This is a genomic window from Collimonas sp. GW821-FHT02H07, from assembly GCF_059421505.1.
The window spans coordinates 177,488-191,577 of record NZ_JBWKVC010000007.1 but is presented as its reverse complement, the minus strand read 5'-3'; the positions used below and the strand labels follow the sequence as shown (position 1 = coordinate 191,577).

At 60.3% G+C, this 14,090-nt stretch carries 18 protein-coding genes; all 18 read right to left on the bottom strand.

Annotated elements, in window-relative coordinates; all coding sequences use genetic code 11:
• Positions 1-396, bottom strand: coding sequence for a phosphoribosyl-AMP cyclohydrolase (hisI, locus tag AC07V8_RS13265; protein WP_038485021.1), 396 nt, complete (start codon positions 394-396; stop codon positions 1-3).
• Positions 393-1,157 carry an imidazole glycerol phosphate synthase subunit HisF gene (hisF, locus tag AC07V8_RS13260; protein WP_062111780.1) on the bottom strand — a complete coding sequence of 255 codons (765 nt, stop codon included), beginning with the start codon at positions 1,155-1,157 and terminating at the stop codon, positions 393-395. Before hisF ends, hisI begins: the two co-directional genes overlap by 4 nt.
• Positions 1,154-1,978, bottom strand: a complete 825-nt coding sequence (gene hisA, locus AC07V8_RS13255) for a 1-(5-phosphoribosyl)-5-[(5-phosphoribosylamino)methylideneamino]imidazole-4-carboxamide isomerase (RefSeq protein WP_494678573.1) — start codon at positions 1,976-1,978, stop codon at positions 1,154-1,156. Before hisA ends, hisF begins: the two co-directional genes overlap by 4 nt.
• A gap of 82 nt (positions 1,979-2,060) precedes the next feature.
• Positions 2,061-2,699 carry an imidazole glycerol phosphate synthase subunit HisH gene (gene hisH, locus AC07V8_RS13250; protein ID WP_494678574.1) on the bottom strand — a complete coding sequence of 213 codons (639 nt, stop codon included), beginning with the start codon at positions 2,697-2,699 and terminating at the stop codon, positions 2,061-2,063.
• Between the two features lie 171 nt (positions 2,700-2,870).
• Positions 2,871-3,467, bottom strand: a complete 597-nt coding sequence (gene hisB, locus AC07V8_RS13245) for an imidazoleglycerol-phosphate dehydratase HisB (protein ID WP_211442876.1) — start codon at positions 3,465-3,467, stop codon at positions 2,871-2,873.
• A 205-nt stretch (positions 3,468-3,672) separates the two neighbouring features.
• Positions 3,673-4,518 carry a DNA-methyltransferase gene (locus AC07V8_RS13240; RefSeq protein ID WP_494678575.1) on the bottom strand — a complete coding sequence of 282 codons (846 nt, stop codon included), beginning with the start codon at positions 4,516-4,518 and terminating at the stop codon, positions 3,673-3,675.
• Entirely contained in the window at positions 4,505-5,830 is a 1,326-nt protein-coding gene (gene hisD, locus AC07V8_RS13235; RefSeq protein WP_494678576.1) for a histidinol dehydrogenase, read from the bottom strand. Before hisD ends, AC07V8_RS13240 begins: the two co-directional genes overlap by 14 nt.
• Positions 5,831-5,872: 42 nt before the next feature.
• On the bottom strand, positions 5,873-6,520 hold the full coding sequence (gene hisG / locus AC07V8_RS13230; RefSeq protein ID WP_211442878.1) for an ATP phosphoribosyltransferase: 648 nt from the start codon (positions 6,518-6,520) through the stop codon (positions 5,873-5,875).
• Positions 6,517-7,767, bottom strand: a complete 1,251-nt coding sequence (gene murA / locus AC07V8_RS13225; protein ID WP_494678577.1) for a UDP-N-acetylglucosamine 1-carboxyvinyltransferase — start codon at positions 7,765-7,767, stop codon at positions 6,517-6,519. The genes hisG and murA overlap by 4 nt, the downstream gene beginning before the upstream one ends.
• Positions 7,768-7,886: 119 nt before the next feature.
• Positions 7,887-8,123, bottom strand: coding sequence for a BolA family protein (locus AC07V8_RS13220; RefSeq protein WP_494678578.1), 237 nt, complete (start codon positions 8,121-8,123; stop codon positions 7,887-7,889).
• Positions 8,124-8,177: 54 nt separating this feature from the next.
• A complete protein-coding gene (locus AC07V8_RS13215) occupies positions 8,178-8,933 on the bottom strand; it encodes an ABC transporter permease (protein ID WP_494678691.1) in 756 nt (251 codons plus the stop codon).
• A complete protein-coding gene (locus AC07V8_RS13210) occupies positions 8,933-9,886 on the bottom strand; it encodes an ABC transporter ATP-binding protein (RefSeq protein ID WP_494678579.1) in 954 nt (317 codons plus the stop codon). The genes AC07V8_RS13215 and AC07V8_RS13210 overlap by 1 nt, the downstream gene beginning before the upstream one ends.
• 194 nt (positions 9,887-10,080) lie before the next feature.
• Entirely contained in the window at positions 10,081-10,374 is a 294-nt protein-coding gene (locus AC07V8_RS13205; RefSeq protein ID WP_494678580.1) for an STAS domain-containing protein, read from the bottom strand.
• A gap of 43 nt (positions 10,375-10,417) precedes the next feature.
• Positions 10,418-11,044: an MlaC/ttg2D family ABC transporter substrate-binding protein gene (locus tag AC07V8_RS13200; RefSeq protein ID WP_494678581.1), complete on the bottom strand. Its 627-nt coding sequence runs from the start codon at positions 11,042-11,044 to the stop codon at positions 10,418-10,420.
• A gap of 99 nt (positions 11,045-11,143) precedes the next feature.
• Positions 11,144-11,884 carry an MlaA family lipoprotein gene (locus AC07V8_RS13195; protein ID WP_494678582.1) on the bottom strand — a complete coding sequence of 247 codons (741 nt, stop codon included), beginning with the start codon at positions 11,882-11,884 and terminating at the stop codon, positions 11,144-11,146.
• On the bottom strand, positions 11,881-12,354 hold the full coding sequence (gene mlaD / locus AC07V8_RS13190) for an outer membrane lipid asymmetry maintenance protein MlaD (RefSeq protein ID WP_211442882.1): 474 nt from the start codon (positions 12,352-12,354) through the stop codon (positions 11,881-11,883). Before mlaD ends, AC07V8_RS13195 begins: the two co-directional genes overlap by 4 nt.
• Positions 12,355-12,485: 131 nt before the next feature.
• A complete protein-coding gene (mlaE, locus tag AC07V8_RS13185; RefSeq protein ID WP_494678583.1) occupies positions 12,486-13,283 on the bottom strand; it encodes a lipid asymmetry maintenance ABC transporter permease subunit MlaE in 798 nt (265 codons plus the stop codon).
• Positions 13,283-14,086: an ABC transporter ATP-binding protein gene (locus AC07V8_RS13180; protein ID WP_494678584.1), complete on the bottom strand. Its 804-nt coding sequence runs from the start codon at positions 14,084-14,086 to the stop codon at positions 13,283-13,285. Before AC07V8_RS13180 ends, mlaE begins: the two co-directional genes overlap by 1 nt.
• Positions 14,087-14,090 lie beyond the last annotated feature (4 nt).

Sequence of the window (14,090 nt, the reverse complement as noted above, 5' to 3'; positions counted from 1 at the left end):
TCATTTGTAGATCTCGTCCGGCTCTTTCAACACCGGCTCGACCGCTTCCCAGCTCTTGCTGTCGCTTTCATACTTCTGAAAGAAGCAGGAATGGCGGCCGGTGTGGCAAGCGATGTCGCCGGCCTGGGTCACTTTCAGCAACACGACGTCTTCGTCGCAATCGAGACGGATTTCATGCACTTTCTGCACGTGGCCGGACTCCTCGCCCTTGTGCCAGAGTTTCTTGCGCGAGCGGCTCCAGTAGACTGCCTCGCCCAGCGCCACCGTCTTCGCCAGGGCGTCGCGGTTCATCCAGGCGAACATCAGGACATCGTTCGAACCCAGTTCCTGGGCAATCACCGGCACCAGGCCGTGTTCATCCCATCTGACCTTGTTTAACCAACTCACGCTGCTCATGCTAGCCTCATCGGAATCTGCTGTGCCGCCATGAACTGCTTGGCTTCCTGCACAGTGTGTTGACCATAGTGGAAAATGCTCGCCGCCAGCACCGCATCGGCACGGCCGATCTTGATGCCGTCAGCCAGGTCCTGCAAGCCGCCGACGCCACCGGAGGCAATCACCGGTATCGTTACGGCATTGGACACGCTGCTGGTCAAGGCCAGGTCGAAACCAACCTTGGTGCCGTCGCGGTCCATGCTGGTCAGCAGGATTTCGCCCGCTCCCAGCTGTTCCATCTTTTGCGCCCATTCGATCGCATCCAGGCCGGTCGCCTTGCGGCCGCCGTGGGTAAATACTTCCCACTTGCCGGGCGCGACCTGCTTGGCGTCGATGGCGACCACGATGCATTGCGAACCGTACTTGGCGGCGGCGTCCGCCACCAGCTGCGGATTGGTCACCGCGGAGGTGTTGATGCCGACCTTGTCGGCGCCGGCGTTCAGCAGACGGCGCACATCTTCCACCACGCGCACGCCGCCGCCCACCGTCAGCGGAATGAAGACCTGCGACGCCACCGCTTCGATGATCGGCAGGATCAGGTCGCGGTTGTCCGAGGATGCCGTGATGTCGAGAAAGGTAAGCTCATCGGCGCCCTGCTCATCGTAGCGGCGGGCGATCTCGACCGGATCGCCGGCGTCGCGCAGCTCCAGGAAATTGACGCCCTTGACGACGCGGCCATTGGTCACGTCCAGGCAAGGAATGATGCGTTTGGCAAGAGTCATGACTTGTCAGCTGCGGGCTGCTCCGATAAATCTTCGCCCTCGGCATAGTCGCCGAGGTCGTCGCTCAGTTCGTCGGCGCGCTCCTGCGCCGAACGCAGATCGAGCGTGCCTTCGTAGATCGAACGGCCGCAGATCACCGCCTCGATGCCTTCATCCTGCACCGCGCACAATGCTTCCACATCGTGGACGTTGTGGACGCCGCCGGAGGCGATCACCGGAATCGTCATGCTTTGCGCCAGCTTGACGGTAGCGTCGATGTTGACGCCGCCCATCATGCCGTCGCGGCCGATGTCGGTGTAGACGATGGAAGCGCAGCCGTAGTCTTCGAATTTCTTGGCGAGGTCGATCACTTCGTGGCCGGACAGCTTGCTCCAGCCGTCGGTCGCGACCTTGCCGTCCTTGGCGTCCAGGCCGACAATGATCTGCCCCGGAAACGCGCTGCAGGCATCATGCAGGAAGCCGGGGTTCTTGACCGCGGCGGTGCCGATGATGATGTAGCTGAGGCCGTCGTCGAGATAGCGTTCGATGGTGTCGAGGTCGCGGATGCCGCCGCCCAGCTGCACCGGGATTTCTTCGACGCCGTTGAGCAGGGCAAATTCGCGCACCGCCTTGATGATGGCCTTGACCGCAGGTTCGTTCTTCGGCTTGCCGGCAAAGGCGCCATTCAAGTCCACCAGGTGCAGGCGACGGGCGCCCTGCATCAGCCAATGTCGGGCCATCTCGCCCGGATCGTCGGAGAATACAGTGGCTTGGTCCATATCGCCTTGTTTCAGGCGTACGCAGTGACCGTCTTTGAGGTCGATGGCAGGTATCAGCAGCATGGCTACGTTAATTGGTTGAGTTCAGTTAAAAATCAGGTCGGATCAGTCGCGGACAGATTCTTGCAAGCTGTCGCGCAATCGCTTAGATGCGCCATTCCACAAAGTTCTTGTACAACTGCAAACCGGCGGCGGCGCTCTTCTCCGGATGGAACTGTGTAGCGAAAATATTATCACGGCCGACGGCGCAGCTGAATGCGGCGCCATAAACGGTCTCGCCGAAGGTGTGTTCCGCCAGCGCCGGCGCAGCGTAGTAACTATGCACGAAATAAAAATAGTCGTCGTCGGCAATGCCGTTCCAGAGCGGATGAGAGCGCGACTGGCGCACCCGGTTCCAGCCCATCTGCGGCACTTTGAAACGCGAGCCGTCATCCTGCAGCTGGCCGTCAAGCTGGAAGCGCACCACTTTCCCCGGCAACAGGCCGAGGCCGTTAGTCGGACCTTCTTCGCTGCTGTCGAACAGCATCTGCTCGCCCACGCACACACCCAGCAAAGGCTTGTTGCGCGAAGCTTCCAGCACGGCTTCCTGGACGCCCGACTCGCGCAGGCAGCGCATGCAGTCCGGCATCGCGCCCTGGCCCGGCAACACCAGCCGGTCGGCAGCCTGGATATCGGCGATGACGCCGGAGATACGGACATCGGCTTCCGGCGCTACCTGGCGCAGGGCTTGCGCCACCGAGCGCAGGTTGCCCATGCCATAGTCAACCACAACGATTTTGTTCATGATAAAAATTCAAGTCTTGAGAAACAAACCTGGTGCGCATCCGCGTTGCGAGATCTGCCGGTATAAGGTCAAAGTCAGAGCCAAGACCGGCGCAACGATTTGCCAGAACGACCGCACAGGACGAAAGCGCTGCTTTAGTGATTACATTAGTCGTCAAACAACTACTGATCGCTACAGACTACCCTTGGTCGAAGGAATCGTCCCGGCGGAACGCGCATCCAGCTCAGCGGCCATGCGCAGCGCCCGGCCAAACGCCTTGAAGACGGTTTCGCATTGATGGTGGGCATTCTCGCCGCGCAGGTTGTCGATATGCAAAGACACCAGGGCGTGGTTGACGAAGCCCTGGAAAAATTCGTGGGTCAGGTCGACGTCAAAGCCGCCGATCATGGCGCGCTTGAACGGCACGTGGAATTCAAGTCCGGGACGGCCGGAAAAATCGATGACAACGCGCGACAAGGCTTCATCCAGCGGCACGTAGGCATGGCCGTAGCGGCGGATCCCCTTCTTGTCGCCGATCGCCTTGGCGAACGCTTGTCCCAAGGTAATGCCGACGTCTTCCACCGTGTGGTGGGCGTCGATATGCAAGTCGCCGTTGGCTTCGATATCCAGGTCGATCAGGCCATGCCGCGCAATCTGGTCCAGCATATGGTCCAGGAAGGGCACGCCGGTATTCAGTTTTTGCTGGCCGCTGCCATCCAGATTGATGGAGACGCGGATTTGCGTCTCGTTGGTGTTGCGGGTGATCGATGCTGTTCGAGGCGTAGACATGTTGAGCTTGAGACCAATTTACGATGTGGTGACGCACACGGCGCCGTGGAGGTAATGCTAAATAGTACAGCTTCTCCGTTATTGAAGCATGGTAGGCGCAGCCTTTTGAGTCGCACCGCCATTTTACCGGCTTTTTGCGGCTTTCCTGCCAAGAGCCGTCTTGATAATCCTTATCAGCGTTGCCAGCGTTGCATTTTACGGAATTTCAGGCGCGCACCCGCTCATCCGGTTTCTTGCCGTCAAGTTGCGCCAGGCGCCGTTCTATCAGCGCGCAGTACTCGGGATTCAGCTCGAACCCGACGAAATTGCGGCCGCAGCGGCGCGCCGCCACCGCCGTGGTGCCGCTGCCCATGAAGGGATCCAGCACCACCCCGCCCGGCGGGCAGGATGCCTTGACCATGCGCTCGACGATTTCCAGCGGCTTCTGGGTCGGATGGTCGGCACGCTCGCGGTGTTCGCGGTGCAGGCGCGACACGCTCCAGACATCTTTCGGGTTGTAGCCCAGCTCCAGCCATTTGGCGCCGACAAAGATCGAGCGCGAACGAGCTTTCTTGGTTTCAGCATCGTAGGGGATGCGGATGGCGTCGAGGTCGAAGTGATAATCCTTGGCGCGGGCAAAGAAACCTATCGTGTCGTGCACCGAAGAAAAACGCCGCGTACCGCCGCCCATCGAAGGCACCCGCCGGTCCCAGACGATTTCATTGATCATGGTCATGCGCTGCTTCAGCATGACGAATATTTCCGGCGAAAAGCGCCAGGTCAGGAAGATGTACAGGCTGCCGTTCGGCTTCAGCTTGGGCAATGCGGCGTCTATCCACTCCTCGGTCCAGCGCAGGTAGGCGGCGGTATCGAGCTTGTCGGAATCGTTGCCGTAATCCTTGCCCAGGCCATACGGCGGATCGGCCAGCAGCAGGTCGACCGAACCGTCGGGGATGCGCTGCAAGCCTTGCATCGCATCTTCGCCGAAGACGCGGTTGAGCCAGTCGCCGCCGGCAGTCGTCACGCTGGACACACTGAGCGCGCCGCAGCGAGCCTCATCATTGCTTGCCATCTTCCAGGCGGTATTCCGCCGAGCGCGCATGCGCCTGCAAGCCTTCGCCGTAAGCCAGTTCCGCAGCCACCTTGCCCAAGGTCTGGGCGCCGGCTTCGCTGATGTTGATCATGCTGGAACGCTTCTGGAAATCGTAAACGCCGAGCGGCGACGAGAAGCGCGCAGTGCGCGAGGTCGGCAGCACGTGGTTCGGACCGGCGCAATAGTCGCCCAGGGCTTCCGAAGAAAAACGGCCCAGGAACATGGCGCCGGCATGGCGGATGCGGTCGGCCCAGTGCTGCGGATTCTCGGTCGAGATTTCCAGATGCTCGGCGGCGATGTGATTGGCGATTTCGCAGGCTTGTTCCAGGTCGCGCACCTTGATCAGCGCGCCGCGGTCGGTGAGCGACGTCCGGATCACTTCATGCCGCGGCATCAGCGCCAGCTGGCGGTTGATGCTGGCTTCCACCGCGGCGATATAGCCGGCGTCCGGGCACAGCAGGATGGACTGCGCCAGCTCGTCGTGCTCGGCCTGCGAAAACAGGTCCATCGCAATCCAGTCGGGATCGGTCGTGCCGTCGCAGATCACCAGGATTTCAGAAGGTCCGGCGATCATGTCGATGCCGACCGTGCCGAACACACGGCGCTTGGCAGCCGCCACATAGGCGTTGCCGGGGCCGACGATCTTGTCGACCTGCGGGATAGAGTCAGTGCCATAGGCCAGCGCCGCCACCGCTTGCGCGCCGCCGATGGTGAAGACGCGGTCGACGCCGGCGATGGCCGCGGCAGCCAGCACCAGCGGATTCTTGACGCCGTCCGGAGTCGGCACCACCATGATGATTTCCTGCACGCCGGCGACCTTGGCCGGGATGGCATTCATCAGCACCGAAGAAGGATAAGCGGCTTTGCCGCCGGGGACGTAGATGCCGACGCGGTCCAGCGGCGTCACTTTTTGTCCGAGCACGGTGCCGTCGGCTTCGGTGTAGCTGAAGCCATCCGAACCGCATTCGCTCTTTTGCCGCAGATGATAGGCACGCACGCGGTCGGCGGCGGTCTGCAAGGCGCTGCGGCGCTGCGGCGACAGCTGCGCCAGCGCATCCTGCAATTCCTGCTGGCCGATTTCCAGGGCGCTCACGCTGCCGGCGCTGAGGCGGTCGAAGCGGTTGGTGTATTCCAGCACGGCGGCGTCGCCGCGCGCCTTGACGTCGGCCAGGATGCGCGCCGCGGCCTGATCGATGGCTTCGTCTTCGCCGGCCTCGAAGGCCAGCACGGCAGTCAGTTGCGCCTGGAAATCCGGCTGCGCCGCATCGAGTTTTCTGATTGCTATGCTCATGTTGCTGCTTCCAGTGTGCCGCTTATGGGCTTTAATTGGGCTTTATTTGATTGAAGCCTGTTCGAATGCATCCAGGATAGGCTGCAGCCGTTCGCGCTTCAGTTTCAGCGCCGCCTGGTTGACCACCAGGCGTGACGAAATGTCCATGATGTGTTCGACTTCGACCAGATTGTTGGCGCGCAGGGTGCCGCCGGTGCTGACCAGGTCGACGATGGCGTCGGCCAGCCCGACCAGCGGCGCCAGCTCCATCGAACCGTACAGCTTGATGAGGTCGACGTGCATGCCTTTGGCGGCAAAGTGCTCGCGCGCGGTCAGCAGGTATTTGGTGGCCACGCGCAGGCGCGCGCCCTGGCGGATCGCGCTAGCGTAGTCGAAGCCGGCCGAGACCGCGACCGACATGCGGCACTTGGCGATTTCCAGGTCGATCGGCTGATACAAGCCTTCGCCGCCATGCTCCAGCAGCACGTCCTTGCCGGCTACGCCGAAATCGGCGGCGCCGTATTGCACGTAGGTCGGCACGTCGGAAGCGCGCACGATGATCACATTGACCAGCGGATCGTTGGTCGGCAGGATCAGCTTGCGCGAGGTTTCCGGATCTTCAGTGACCTCGATGCCGGCCGCCTTCAGCAGCGGCAGCGTCTCTTCAAAGATGCGGCCCTTGGACAGGGCCAGAGTCAGTTTCTGGCTCATTTGATTCTTTCGATATTGGCGCCGACGGCCGACAGCTTGCGCTCCATCTGGTCGTAGCCGCGATCGAGGTGATACACGCGCTCGATCATGGTCTGGCCCTGCGCCACCAGACCGGAGATCACCAGCGAAGCAGACGCGCGCAGGTCGGTCGCCATGACCGGCGCGCCGACCAGGTGGTCGACACCCTTGATGATGGCGGTATTGCCTTGCACATCGATGGCGGCGCCGAGGCGGTTCATTTCCTGCACGTGCATGAAACGGTTTTCAAAAATGGTTTCGGTGACGTGGCTGGTGCCGTCGGCGATGCTGTTCAGGGACATGAACTGGGCTTGCATATCGGTCGGGAAACCCGGGTATTCGGTGGTGCGGAAGCTGACCGCCTTCGGCCGCGCCGCCATCTGCACGCGGATCCAGTCTTCGCCGGAAGTCAGGATCACGCCGGCTTCGCGCAGCTTGTCGAGCACTGCGTCGAGGATGTGGCTGCGGGTGTTTTTCAGCATGACGTCGCCGCCGGTGGCCGCCACCGCGCACAGGAAAGTGCCGGTTTCGATGCGGTCGGCAATCACCGAATGCTCGGCGCCGTGCAGCTTGTCGACGCCCTGGATCACCAGGCGGTCGGTGCCGATGCCGTCGATCTTCGCGCCCATAGACACCAGCAGGTTGGCCAGGTCGCTCACTTCCGGTTCACGCGCAGCGTTTTCCAGCACGGTTTCACCATCGGCCAGAGTCGCGGCCATCAGCAGGTTTTCGGTGCCGGTGACGGTGATCATGTCGGTCACGACACGGGTGCCCTTCAGTTTCTTGGCCTTGGCATGGATGTAGCCGGCTTCGATGGAAATCTCGGCGCCCATCGCCTGCAAGCCCTTGATGTGCTGGTCGACCGGACGCGAACCGATGCCGCAGCCGCCCGGCAACGATACCCGTGCTTCGCCGAAGCGCGCCAGCAGCGGGCCCAGCACCAGGATCGATGCGCGCATGGTTTTCACCATTTCATAGGGCGCTTCCAGCTTGCTGATGGCGTCGCCCTGCAAGGTCACGAAATGACCGTCCTGCGTTGCTTTCAGGCCCATCTGGCGCAGCAGCTTGAGGATGGTCGAGACATCGTGCAGGTTCGGCACATTGCTCAGTTGCAGCTGGTCGGAAGTCAGCAGACCGGCGCACAAGATAGGCAGCGCCGCATTTTTTGCGCCGGAAATAGTGATTTCACCGGAAAGGCGGTTGCCGCCTTGTATCAATAATTTATCCATGATTACTTCTCTCTCTGCTACACGTTATGCCTGGCCATCCGGACCAGAAATGTTCATCGGGCTGCGCCGGCGATGACAAGCCGGCGCACAATTAATTAGTCGGTAAATTGAGCGGTAAATTAAGTGGCAAACTCTTCGGGCGTCAGGGTCTTCATCGACAGCGCATGGATCTCTTCGCGCATGCGGTCGCCCAGCGCCGCGTAGACGATCTGGTGGCGCTGTATCGGGCGCTTGCCGGCAAACGCCGCCGACACGATCACCGCCTTGAAATGCTGGCCGTCGCCCTCGACTTCGAGGTGCGAGCATTCAAGACCGGCGGCGATGTAACTTTTAACGAGATCGGGTGTAGGGAACATGATATTTTCTTACCGGTTAACTGTACGAACTGAATGTAATTGTAATGATCTGGCTTAGTGGCGCAGCTTGTAGCCGCGTCTCAGCATCTGCACCGCCAGCGTCGACAGCAGCGCCAGCGCGACGCAGATGATCGCCAGGCTGATCAGCGGATTGACGTCGGACTGGCCGAAGAAGCCGTAGCGGAAGCCGTCGATCATGTAGAAGAACGGATTCAGGTGCGACACCGCTTGCCAGAACGGCGGCAACGACTTGATCGAGTAAAACACGCCGGCCAGGAAGGTCAGCGGCATGATCAGGAAGTTCTGGAACACCGCCAGCTGGTCGAACTTGTCGGCCCAGATGCCGGCGATCAAACCCATGGTGCCCAGCAGCGCCGCGCCGAGGAAGGCGAAAATCACGATCCACCACGGCGCCACGAAGGACAGGTTGCCGAACCAGGCAGTGATCACGAACACGCCGAAACCGACCGCCAGGCCGCGCACCACGGCCGCCAGCACATAGCCGCCATACAGCTCCCAGTGCGACAGCGGCGGCAGCAGGACAAACACCAGATTGCCGGTCATTTTCGACTGTGTCAACGATGACGAGGTATTGGCGAAGGCATTTTGCAACACGCTCATCATCACCAGGCCCGGGATCAGGAAGGCAGTGTACTGCACGCCCGGATAGACTTCGACATGGTCTTTCAGCGTGTGGCCGAAAATCAGCAGGTACAGCATGGCGGTCAGGATGGGCGCGCCGATGGTTTGCGTCGCGACTTTCCAGAAGCGCAGTACTTCCTTGTAAAACAGCGTTTGAAAACCGACCATCATTTGCCACCGCCCGCACTGTATTCTTCAGCGTAGACATTGAAGCCGTTGGCGCTGACCTTGCTATCCATGATCTGCAGGAACACGTCTTCCAGATCGGCTTGTTGCAGCTGCATGTCTTCGATCACCGCGCCGGACTGCCGCAAGGAGGCCAGGATCGGTTCGACGTCGGCATAGTGGTTGACGCGCAAGGCGAACTTGCCGCCGTCCGCATGCAGCACCAGATGCTGCAAAGGCGCCGGCAGGCTGCCGCTGGCGAGCTGCACGATCAGCTGGGAGCCGGCGATGCGCTTGATCAGCGCCGAGGTGGTGTCGAGCGCGACCACCTGCCCCAGCTTGAGCATGGCGATACGGTTGCACTGTTCCTGCGCCTCTTCCAGATAATGCGTGGTCAGGACCACGGTATGGCCTTCGCGGTTCAGGCGCGAAATGAAGCGCCACAAGGTCTGGCGCAGTTCGACGTCGACGCCGGCGGTCGGCTCGTCCAGCACGATCACCGGCGGCTTGTGCACCAGCGCCTGCGCCACCAGCACGCGCCGCTTCATGCCGCCGGAGAGCGCGCGCATATTGGTGTCGGCCTTGTTGGTGAGGTCGAGGTTTTCCATCACCTCATCGATCCACTTGTCGTTGTTCTTCAAGCCGTAGTAGCCGGACTGCATGCGCAGGGTTTCCCGCACCGTGAAGAACGGATCGAATACCAGCTCCTGCGGCACCACGCCGAGATTGCGGCGTGCGGCGCGGTAGTCGCTGACGACATCGTGGCCGTGGATGGTGACATTGCCGGAATCGGGACGATTCAAGCCGGCAATGATGGAAATCAAGGTAGTCTTGCCGGCGCCGTTGGGGCCCAGCAAGCCGAAGAACTCGCCTTCTTCGATGGTCAGTGAAACGCCGCCCAGAGCCTGCAAGGACTGGTAACGCTTCTTGACGTTGGTAATCTGAATCGCCGCCATGGATGCCTGGATACTCTGTGTGGGTGCCGCCGCATCGCTGCCGCTTGCGTGCCTGGAAACAATGCATCCAGCCGCTCTGGCGCTCTGCCTAATGGCGTAACCCTTGATTATATTGGATTTTTGCTGCCGAGGCCGGGCAACGACGACAAACCCGGCGGACTAAGGCCCCCGTCAGGGAGAGAGAAAGGATGAGGTCAGTGATGTCGTGTACTGGCAGCAACAACTACTGCCCCCGGCGCCAGCAACTCGGTCACGCCGTACAGGTCGATCAGGCTTTCCAGGTTGGCTGGCAAGCTGGAAAAATGCAGGGTAAGGCCTTGATTCAACGCCGCGACTTGCCAGGCCAGCAAGGTTGCGACGGCGGCCGAGTCGACCGCCACCACGTCGCTCAGGTCGATCTCGGTCTCGCCACCGGCGATCGCGCGCAAGCCCTCTTCGAGAGTGACTTTGGCGTTACCGACAGTAAGCGAGTGAGATGGCCTGAACATGGTAATCAATCAATAAAATCTACAACTTGGATATAACTTGGAATTACTTGCCCTGAGCAGCACGGGTTTTGTTCTTGTCCGTCAGCACCTTGATCAAGCCGTCGATGCCGGATTTGCCGATTTCCGAGGCAAATGTACCCTTATATGACTCAACGAGCCAGGCGCCCAATACGTTGACATCATAAATCTTCCAGCTGGTGCCGGATTTTTCCATGCGGTAATTCAGCTGGATAGGCTCGCCGCGCGGCTGGATCACCTGCGAGCGGACTTCGACGTCGCTATCGGCCGGATCGTTGCGCATAGGCTTGAAATCGATCTTCTGGTCGCGCACCTGGCGCAGGGCGCCGGAATAGGTATAGATCAGCAGACTGCGGAACTGCGTGATCAGCTGCTTCTTCTGGTCATCGGTGGCATCGCGCCAGTAACGGCCGGCTGCCAGCGAAGTCATGCGCTCGAAGTCGACGTAAGGAATGATCTTTTCTTCCACCAGCGCCAGGATGTGTTTTTGATCACCCCCCTGGATGCTTTTATCCGCCTTGGCGGAATCGATCACGTCCTGGCTGATGCGCTTGACCAGGGCGTCGGGCGCTTCTTGTGCTTGCGCCGCTGCGGTGAACAACAGGCTGCCGACAGTCAGCGACAGCGCCAGATATTTTTTCAGAATTTTCATATTTTCAACAATCTTGGTGGTTGTTAGAGGACGCCTCAAACAGCTGGAAGGTGGGGGCTAAGACGCCGAATTCAAGCGCCGGTTCCAGCTGTCGGCAAATCACTCGTCCGATGATTTGGTTTTGGCTGGCTTATCACCCTTGTCGCCGCCCTTATCGCTATTGTCGTCGTCGTTGCCGCGGATCTGGCTTTGGCGACGTTGCGTGTAGGCATCACGCATAAATTCATATTTATCCAATGCAGCATCTTCCAGCAGGTCGCCGGCATCCAGCAGATTGGCGCGCTTGTCGATCAGACGCACCACTGAGCCGGTGTTGCGCCAGCGCACCGGGTACTTGTAGGACCAGATGTCGCCATACATATCCACCGGCAAGGCAGCGGTATCGCGAATGTTCGATGGGCCGAACAAAGGCAGCACCAGGTAAGGACCGGAGCCTACGCCCCATTTGCCCAGGGTCTGGCCGAAATCCTTGTTGTGTTTCTGCAAACCGGCTTCCGAGCCGATATCCAGCAAACCGCCGAGGCCAAGAGTGGAATTGACGGCGACCCGCATCACGTCCGACGTACCATCAGCAACGTTCCCCTGCAGGAAACCGTTGACCGAGCTCCAGACGTCGCCCAGGTTGCCGAAGAAATTGTTGACGCCGGTCTGGACGAAACTTGGCAGCCAGTTCCGGTAAGCGGTGGCGACCGGCTTCAGGGCGACTTTATCGAGCGTGTCGTTGAAGCTGAACATGGCGCGGTTGAAGCCTTCCAGCGGGTCTTGCGGATTGCTGGTGGTGGCGCAGCCGCTCAATGCGGCGATCAGGGCCAGCGAGCCGAAGCGAGTCATTGTTTTCATTGTTCAGTGTCCTTTACATCCGCGGCCTTGCTGTACAGGAACTGACTGATCAGGTTTTCCAGCACAATCGCGGATTGCGTTAATTTAATACGATCGCCGGCAGCCAGGTTCTTGGTGTCGCCACCTGCCTCGATGCCGATATATTGTTCACCCAGCAAACCTGCGGTCAGGATCTTGGCCGAACTGTCTTGGGGAAACAGATAGCGCTGATCCATGTTCAGGGTCACTACGGCCTGGAAATTCTTGTCGTCGAAATTGATCGCCGCCACCCGTCCGACCACCACGCCGGCGCTTCTTACGGAAGCACGCACCTTCAAACCGCCGATATTGTCGAACCGTGTAACTACCGGGTAAGTCTTGTTGAAAGTCGAGGTGCTGAGGTTACCGGCTTTCAGCGCCAGAAACGCCAAAGCCAGGACGCCGACCAGGACAAATATGCCAACCCATACGTCTACTGTTTTTTGTTGCATGATTCATCACCTTAAAAATACCACCTGAGGCGAATAATTCCTCAAGAGAATAGTAACGAGAAGTAAAGCGCCCTGCTGCCCGCTGCAGCAAATGTGACTGCGGCCGAAACCGGCAACCCGGTCGCAAAAACCTAATTAAACATCAGCGCCGTCAGCAGGAAATCCAGTCCCAGCACCGCCAGCGAGGCGATCACGACCGTGCGCGTGGTTGCCCGGGAAACACCTTCCGGCGTCGGCTTGGCTTCGTATCCCTGCCAGACCGCAACGAAAGTTACGGCGATGCCGAACACTACGCTTTTCACCACGCCGTTCGCCACATCCAGCCAGACGTCTACGCCGCCCTGCATCTGCGACCAGAACGCGCCTTCATCGACGCCGATCAGCTTGACGCCAACCAGGTAGCCGCCATAGATGCCGAGGGCGCTGAACAGCGCCGCCAGCATCGGCATCGCCACCACGCCAGCCCAGAATCGCGGCGCCACGACCCGTTGCATCGGGTCTACCGCCATCATTTCCATGGCCGACAACTGCTCGCCGGCTTTCATCAAGCCGATTTCTGCGGTCAGCGAAGTACCGGCGCGGCCGGCAAACAGCAGCGCGGTCACCACCGGCCCCAGTTCGCGCACCAGCGACAAGGCCACCAGCAAGCCCAGCGCCTGCTCGGAGCCATATTTATTCAGAGTGTAATACCCCTGCAGGCCCAGCACGAAACCGACGAACAAACCGGAAACGCCGATGATCACCAGCGAATAATTGCCGATGAAATGAATCTGGTCGGTAATCAGCCGCGGCCTGCGCCACAAACCGAGCGAAGCGCGCAGGATCGCCAGGAACATGCGGGTGGCGACACCCAGTCCGGTAATCGATTCGCGCACCGTGCGGCCGATTGCCGCAAGGGAATTGCTTACAAATTTAACGATGGAACCCATCAGCCGCGCCCCTTCATGCCCAGATCCTCGCCCAGCGACTTGCCTGGATAGTGGAACGGCACCGGCCCGTCGGGTTCGGCGTTGACGAATTGCTTCACATACGGATGTTCCGATGCCTGCATCTCTGCCGGCGTGCCCTGCGCCACGATCTGCCCTTGCGACAGGAAATACACATAGTCGGCAATGCCGAACGATTCGTGGACATCATGCGACACCAGGATGCTGGTGGAACCGAGCGCATCGTTGAGCTTGCGGATCAGGTTGGCGGTGACGCCCATCGAAATCGGGTCGAGGCCGGCGAACGGTTCATCGTACATGATCAGCGAAGGATCCAGCGCAATCGCGCGCGCCAGCGCCACGCGCCGCGCCATGCCGCCGGAAATCTCGGACGGCTTGAGCTGGGCAGCATTGCGCAAACCGACCGCGTTCAGCTTCAGCAGCACCAGCTTGCTCAGCAGGTCTTCCGGCAGATCGGTGTGTTCGCGCAGCGGGAAGGCGACATTTTCAAATGCGGTCAGGTCGGTAAACAAGGCGCCGCTCTGGAACAGCATGCCCATCTTGCGCCGCAGCGCGTACAGGCCCGCGGTCGACAAATTGTGCACGGTTTCGCCGTCGACCTTGACGCTGCCGGCCTGCGGGCACAACTGCCCGCCGATCAGGCGCAGGATAGTGGTCTTGCCGGAGCCCGAGCCGCCCATGACGGCAATCACCTTGCCGCGTGCAAAGTCCATGTTGAGACCCGATAAAATCGACCTCTCACCATAGCCAAACTGCAGATCACGAATTTCGACGATATTTGCCACACTG

Coding starts and splice junctions, on each gene's coding strand:
- murA (WP_494678577.1), bottom strand. CDS start 7,767: ATGGATAAATTATTGATACAAGGCGGCAACCGCCTTTCCGGTGAAATC.
- hisI (WP_038485021.1), bottom strand. CDS start 396: ATGAGCAGCGTGAGTTGGTTAAACAAGGTCAGATGGGATGAACACGGC.
- AC07V8_RS13195 (WP_494678582.1), bottom strand. CDS start 11,884: ATGAAAACAATGACTCGCTTCGGCTCGCTGGCCCTGATCGCCGCATTG.
- hisA (WP_494678573.1), bottom strand. CDS start 1,978: ATGCTGCTGATACCTGCCATCGACCTCAAAGACGGTCACTGCGTACGC.
- hisG (WP_211442878.1), bottom strand. CDS start 6,520: ATGAGCCAGAAACTGACTCTGGCCCTGTCCAAGGGCCGCATCTTTGAA.
- AC07V8_RS13240 (WP_494678575.1), bottom strand. CDS start 4,518: ATGGCAAGCAATGATGAGGCTCGCTGCGGCGCGCTCAGTGTGTCCAGC.
- AC07V8_RS13210 (WP_494678579.1), bottom strand. CDS start 9,886: ATGGCGGCGATTCAGATTACCAACGTCAAGAAGCGTTACCAGTCCTTG.
- hisB (WP_211442876.1), bottom strand. CDS start 3,467: ATGTCTACGCCTCGAACAGCATCGATCACCCGCAACACCAACGAGACG.
- AC07V8_RS13220 (WP_494678578.1), bottom strand. CDS start 8,123: ATGTTCCCTACACCCGATCTCGTTAAAAGTTACATCGCCGCCGGTCTT.
- hisF (WP_062111780.1), bottom strand. CDS start 1,157: ATGACTCTTGCCAAACGCATCATTCCTTGCCTGGACGTGACCAATGGC.
- mlaD (WP_211442882.1), bottom strand. CDS start 12,354: ATGCAACAAAAAACAGTAGACGTATGGGTTGGCATATTTGTCCTGGTC.
- AC07V8_RS13205 (WP_494678580.1), bottom strand. CDS start 10,374: ATGTTCAGGCCATCTCACTCGCTTACTGTCGGTAACGCCAAAGTCACT.
- AC07V8_RS13215 (WP_494678691.1), bottom strand. CDS start 8,933: ATGGTCGGTTTTCAAACGCTGTTTTACAAGGAAGTACTGCGCTTCTGG.
- hisD (WP_494678576.1), bottom strand. CDS start 5,830: ATGAGCATAGCAATCAGAAAACTCGATGCGGCGCAGCCGGATTTCCAG.
- mlaE (WP_494678583.1), bottom strand. CDS start 13,283: ATGGGTTCCATCGTTAAATTTGTAAGCAATTCCCTTGCGGCAATCGGC.
- hisH (WP_494678574.1), bottom strand. CDS start 2,699: ATGAACAAAATCGTTGTGGTTGACTATGGCATGGGCAACCTGCGCTCG.
- AC07V8_RS13200 (WP_494678581.1), bottom strand. CDS start 11,044: ATGAAAATTCTGAAAAAATATCTGGCGCTGTCGCTGACTGTCGGCAGC.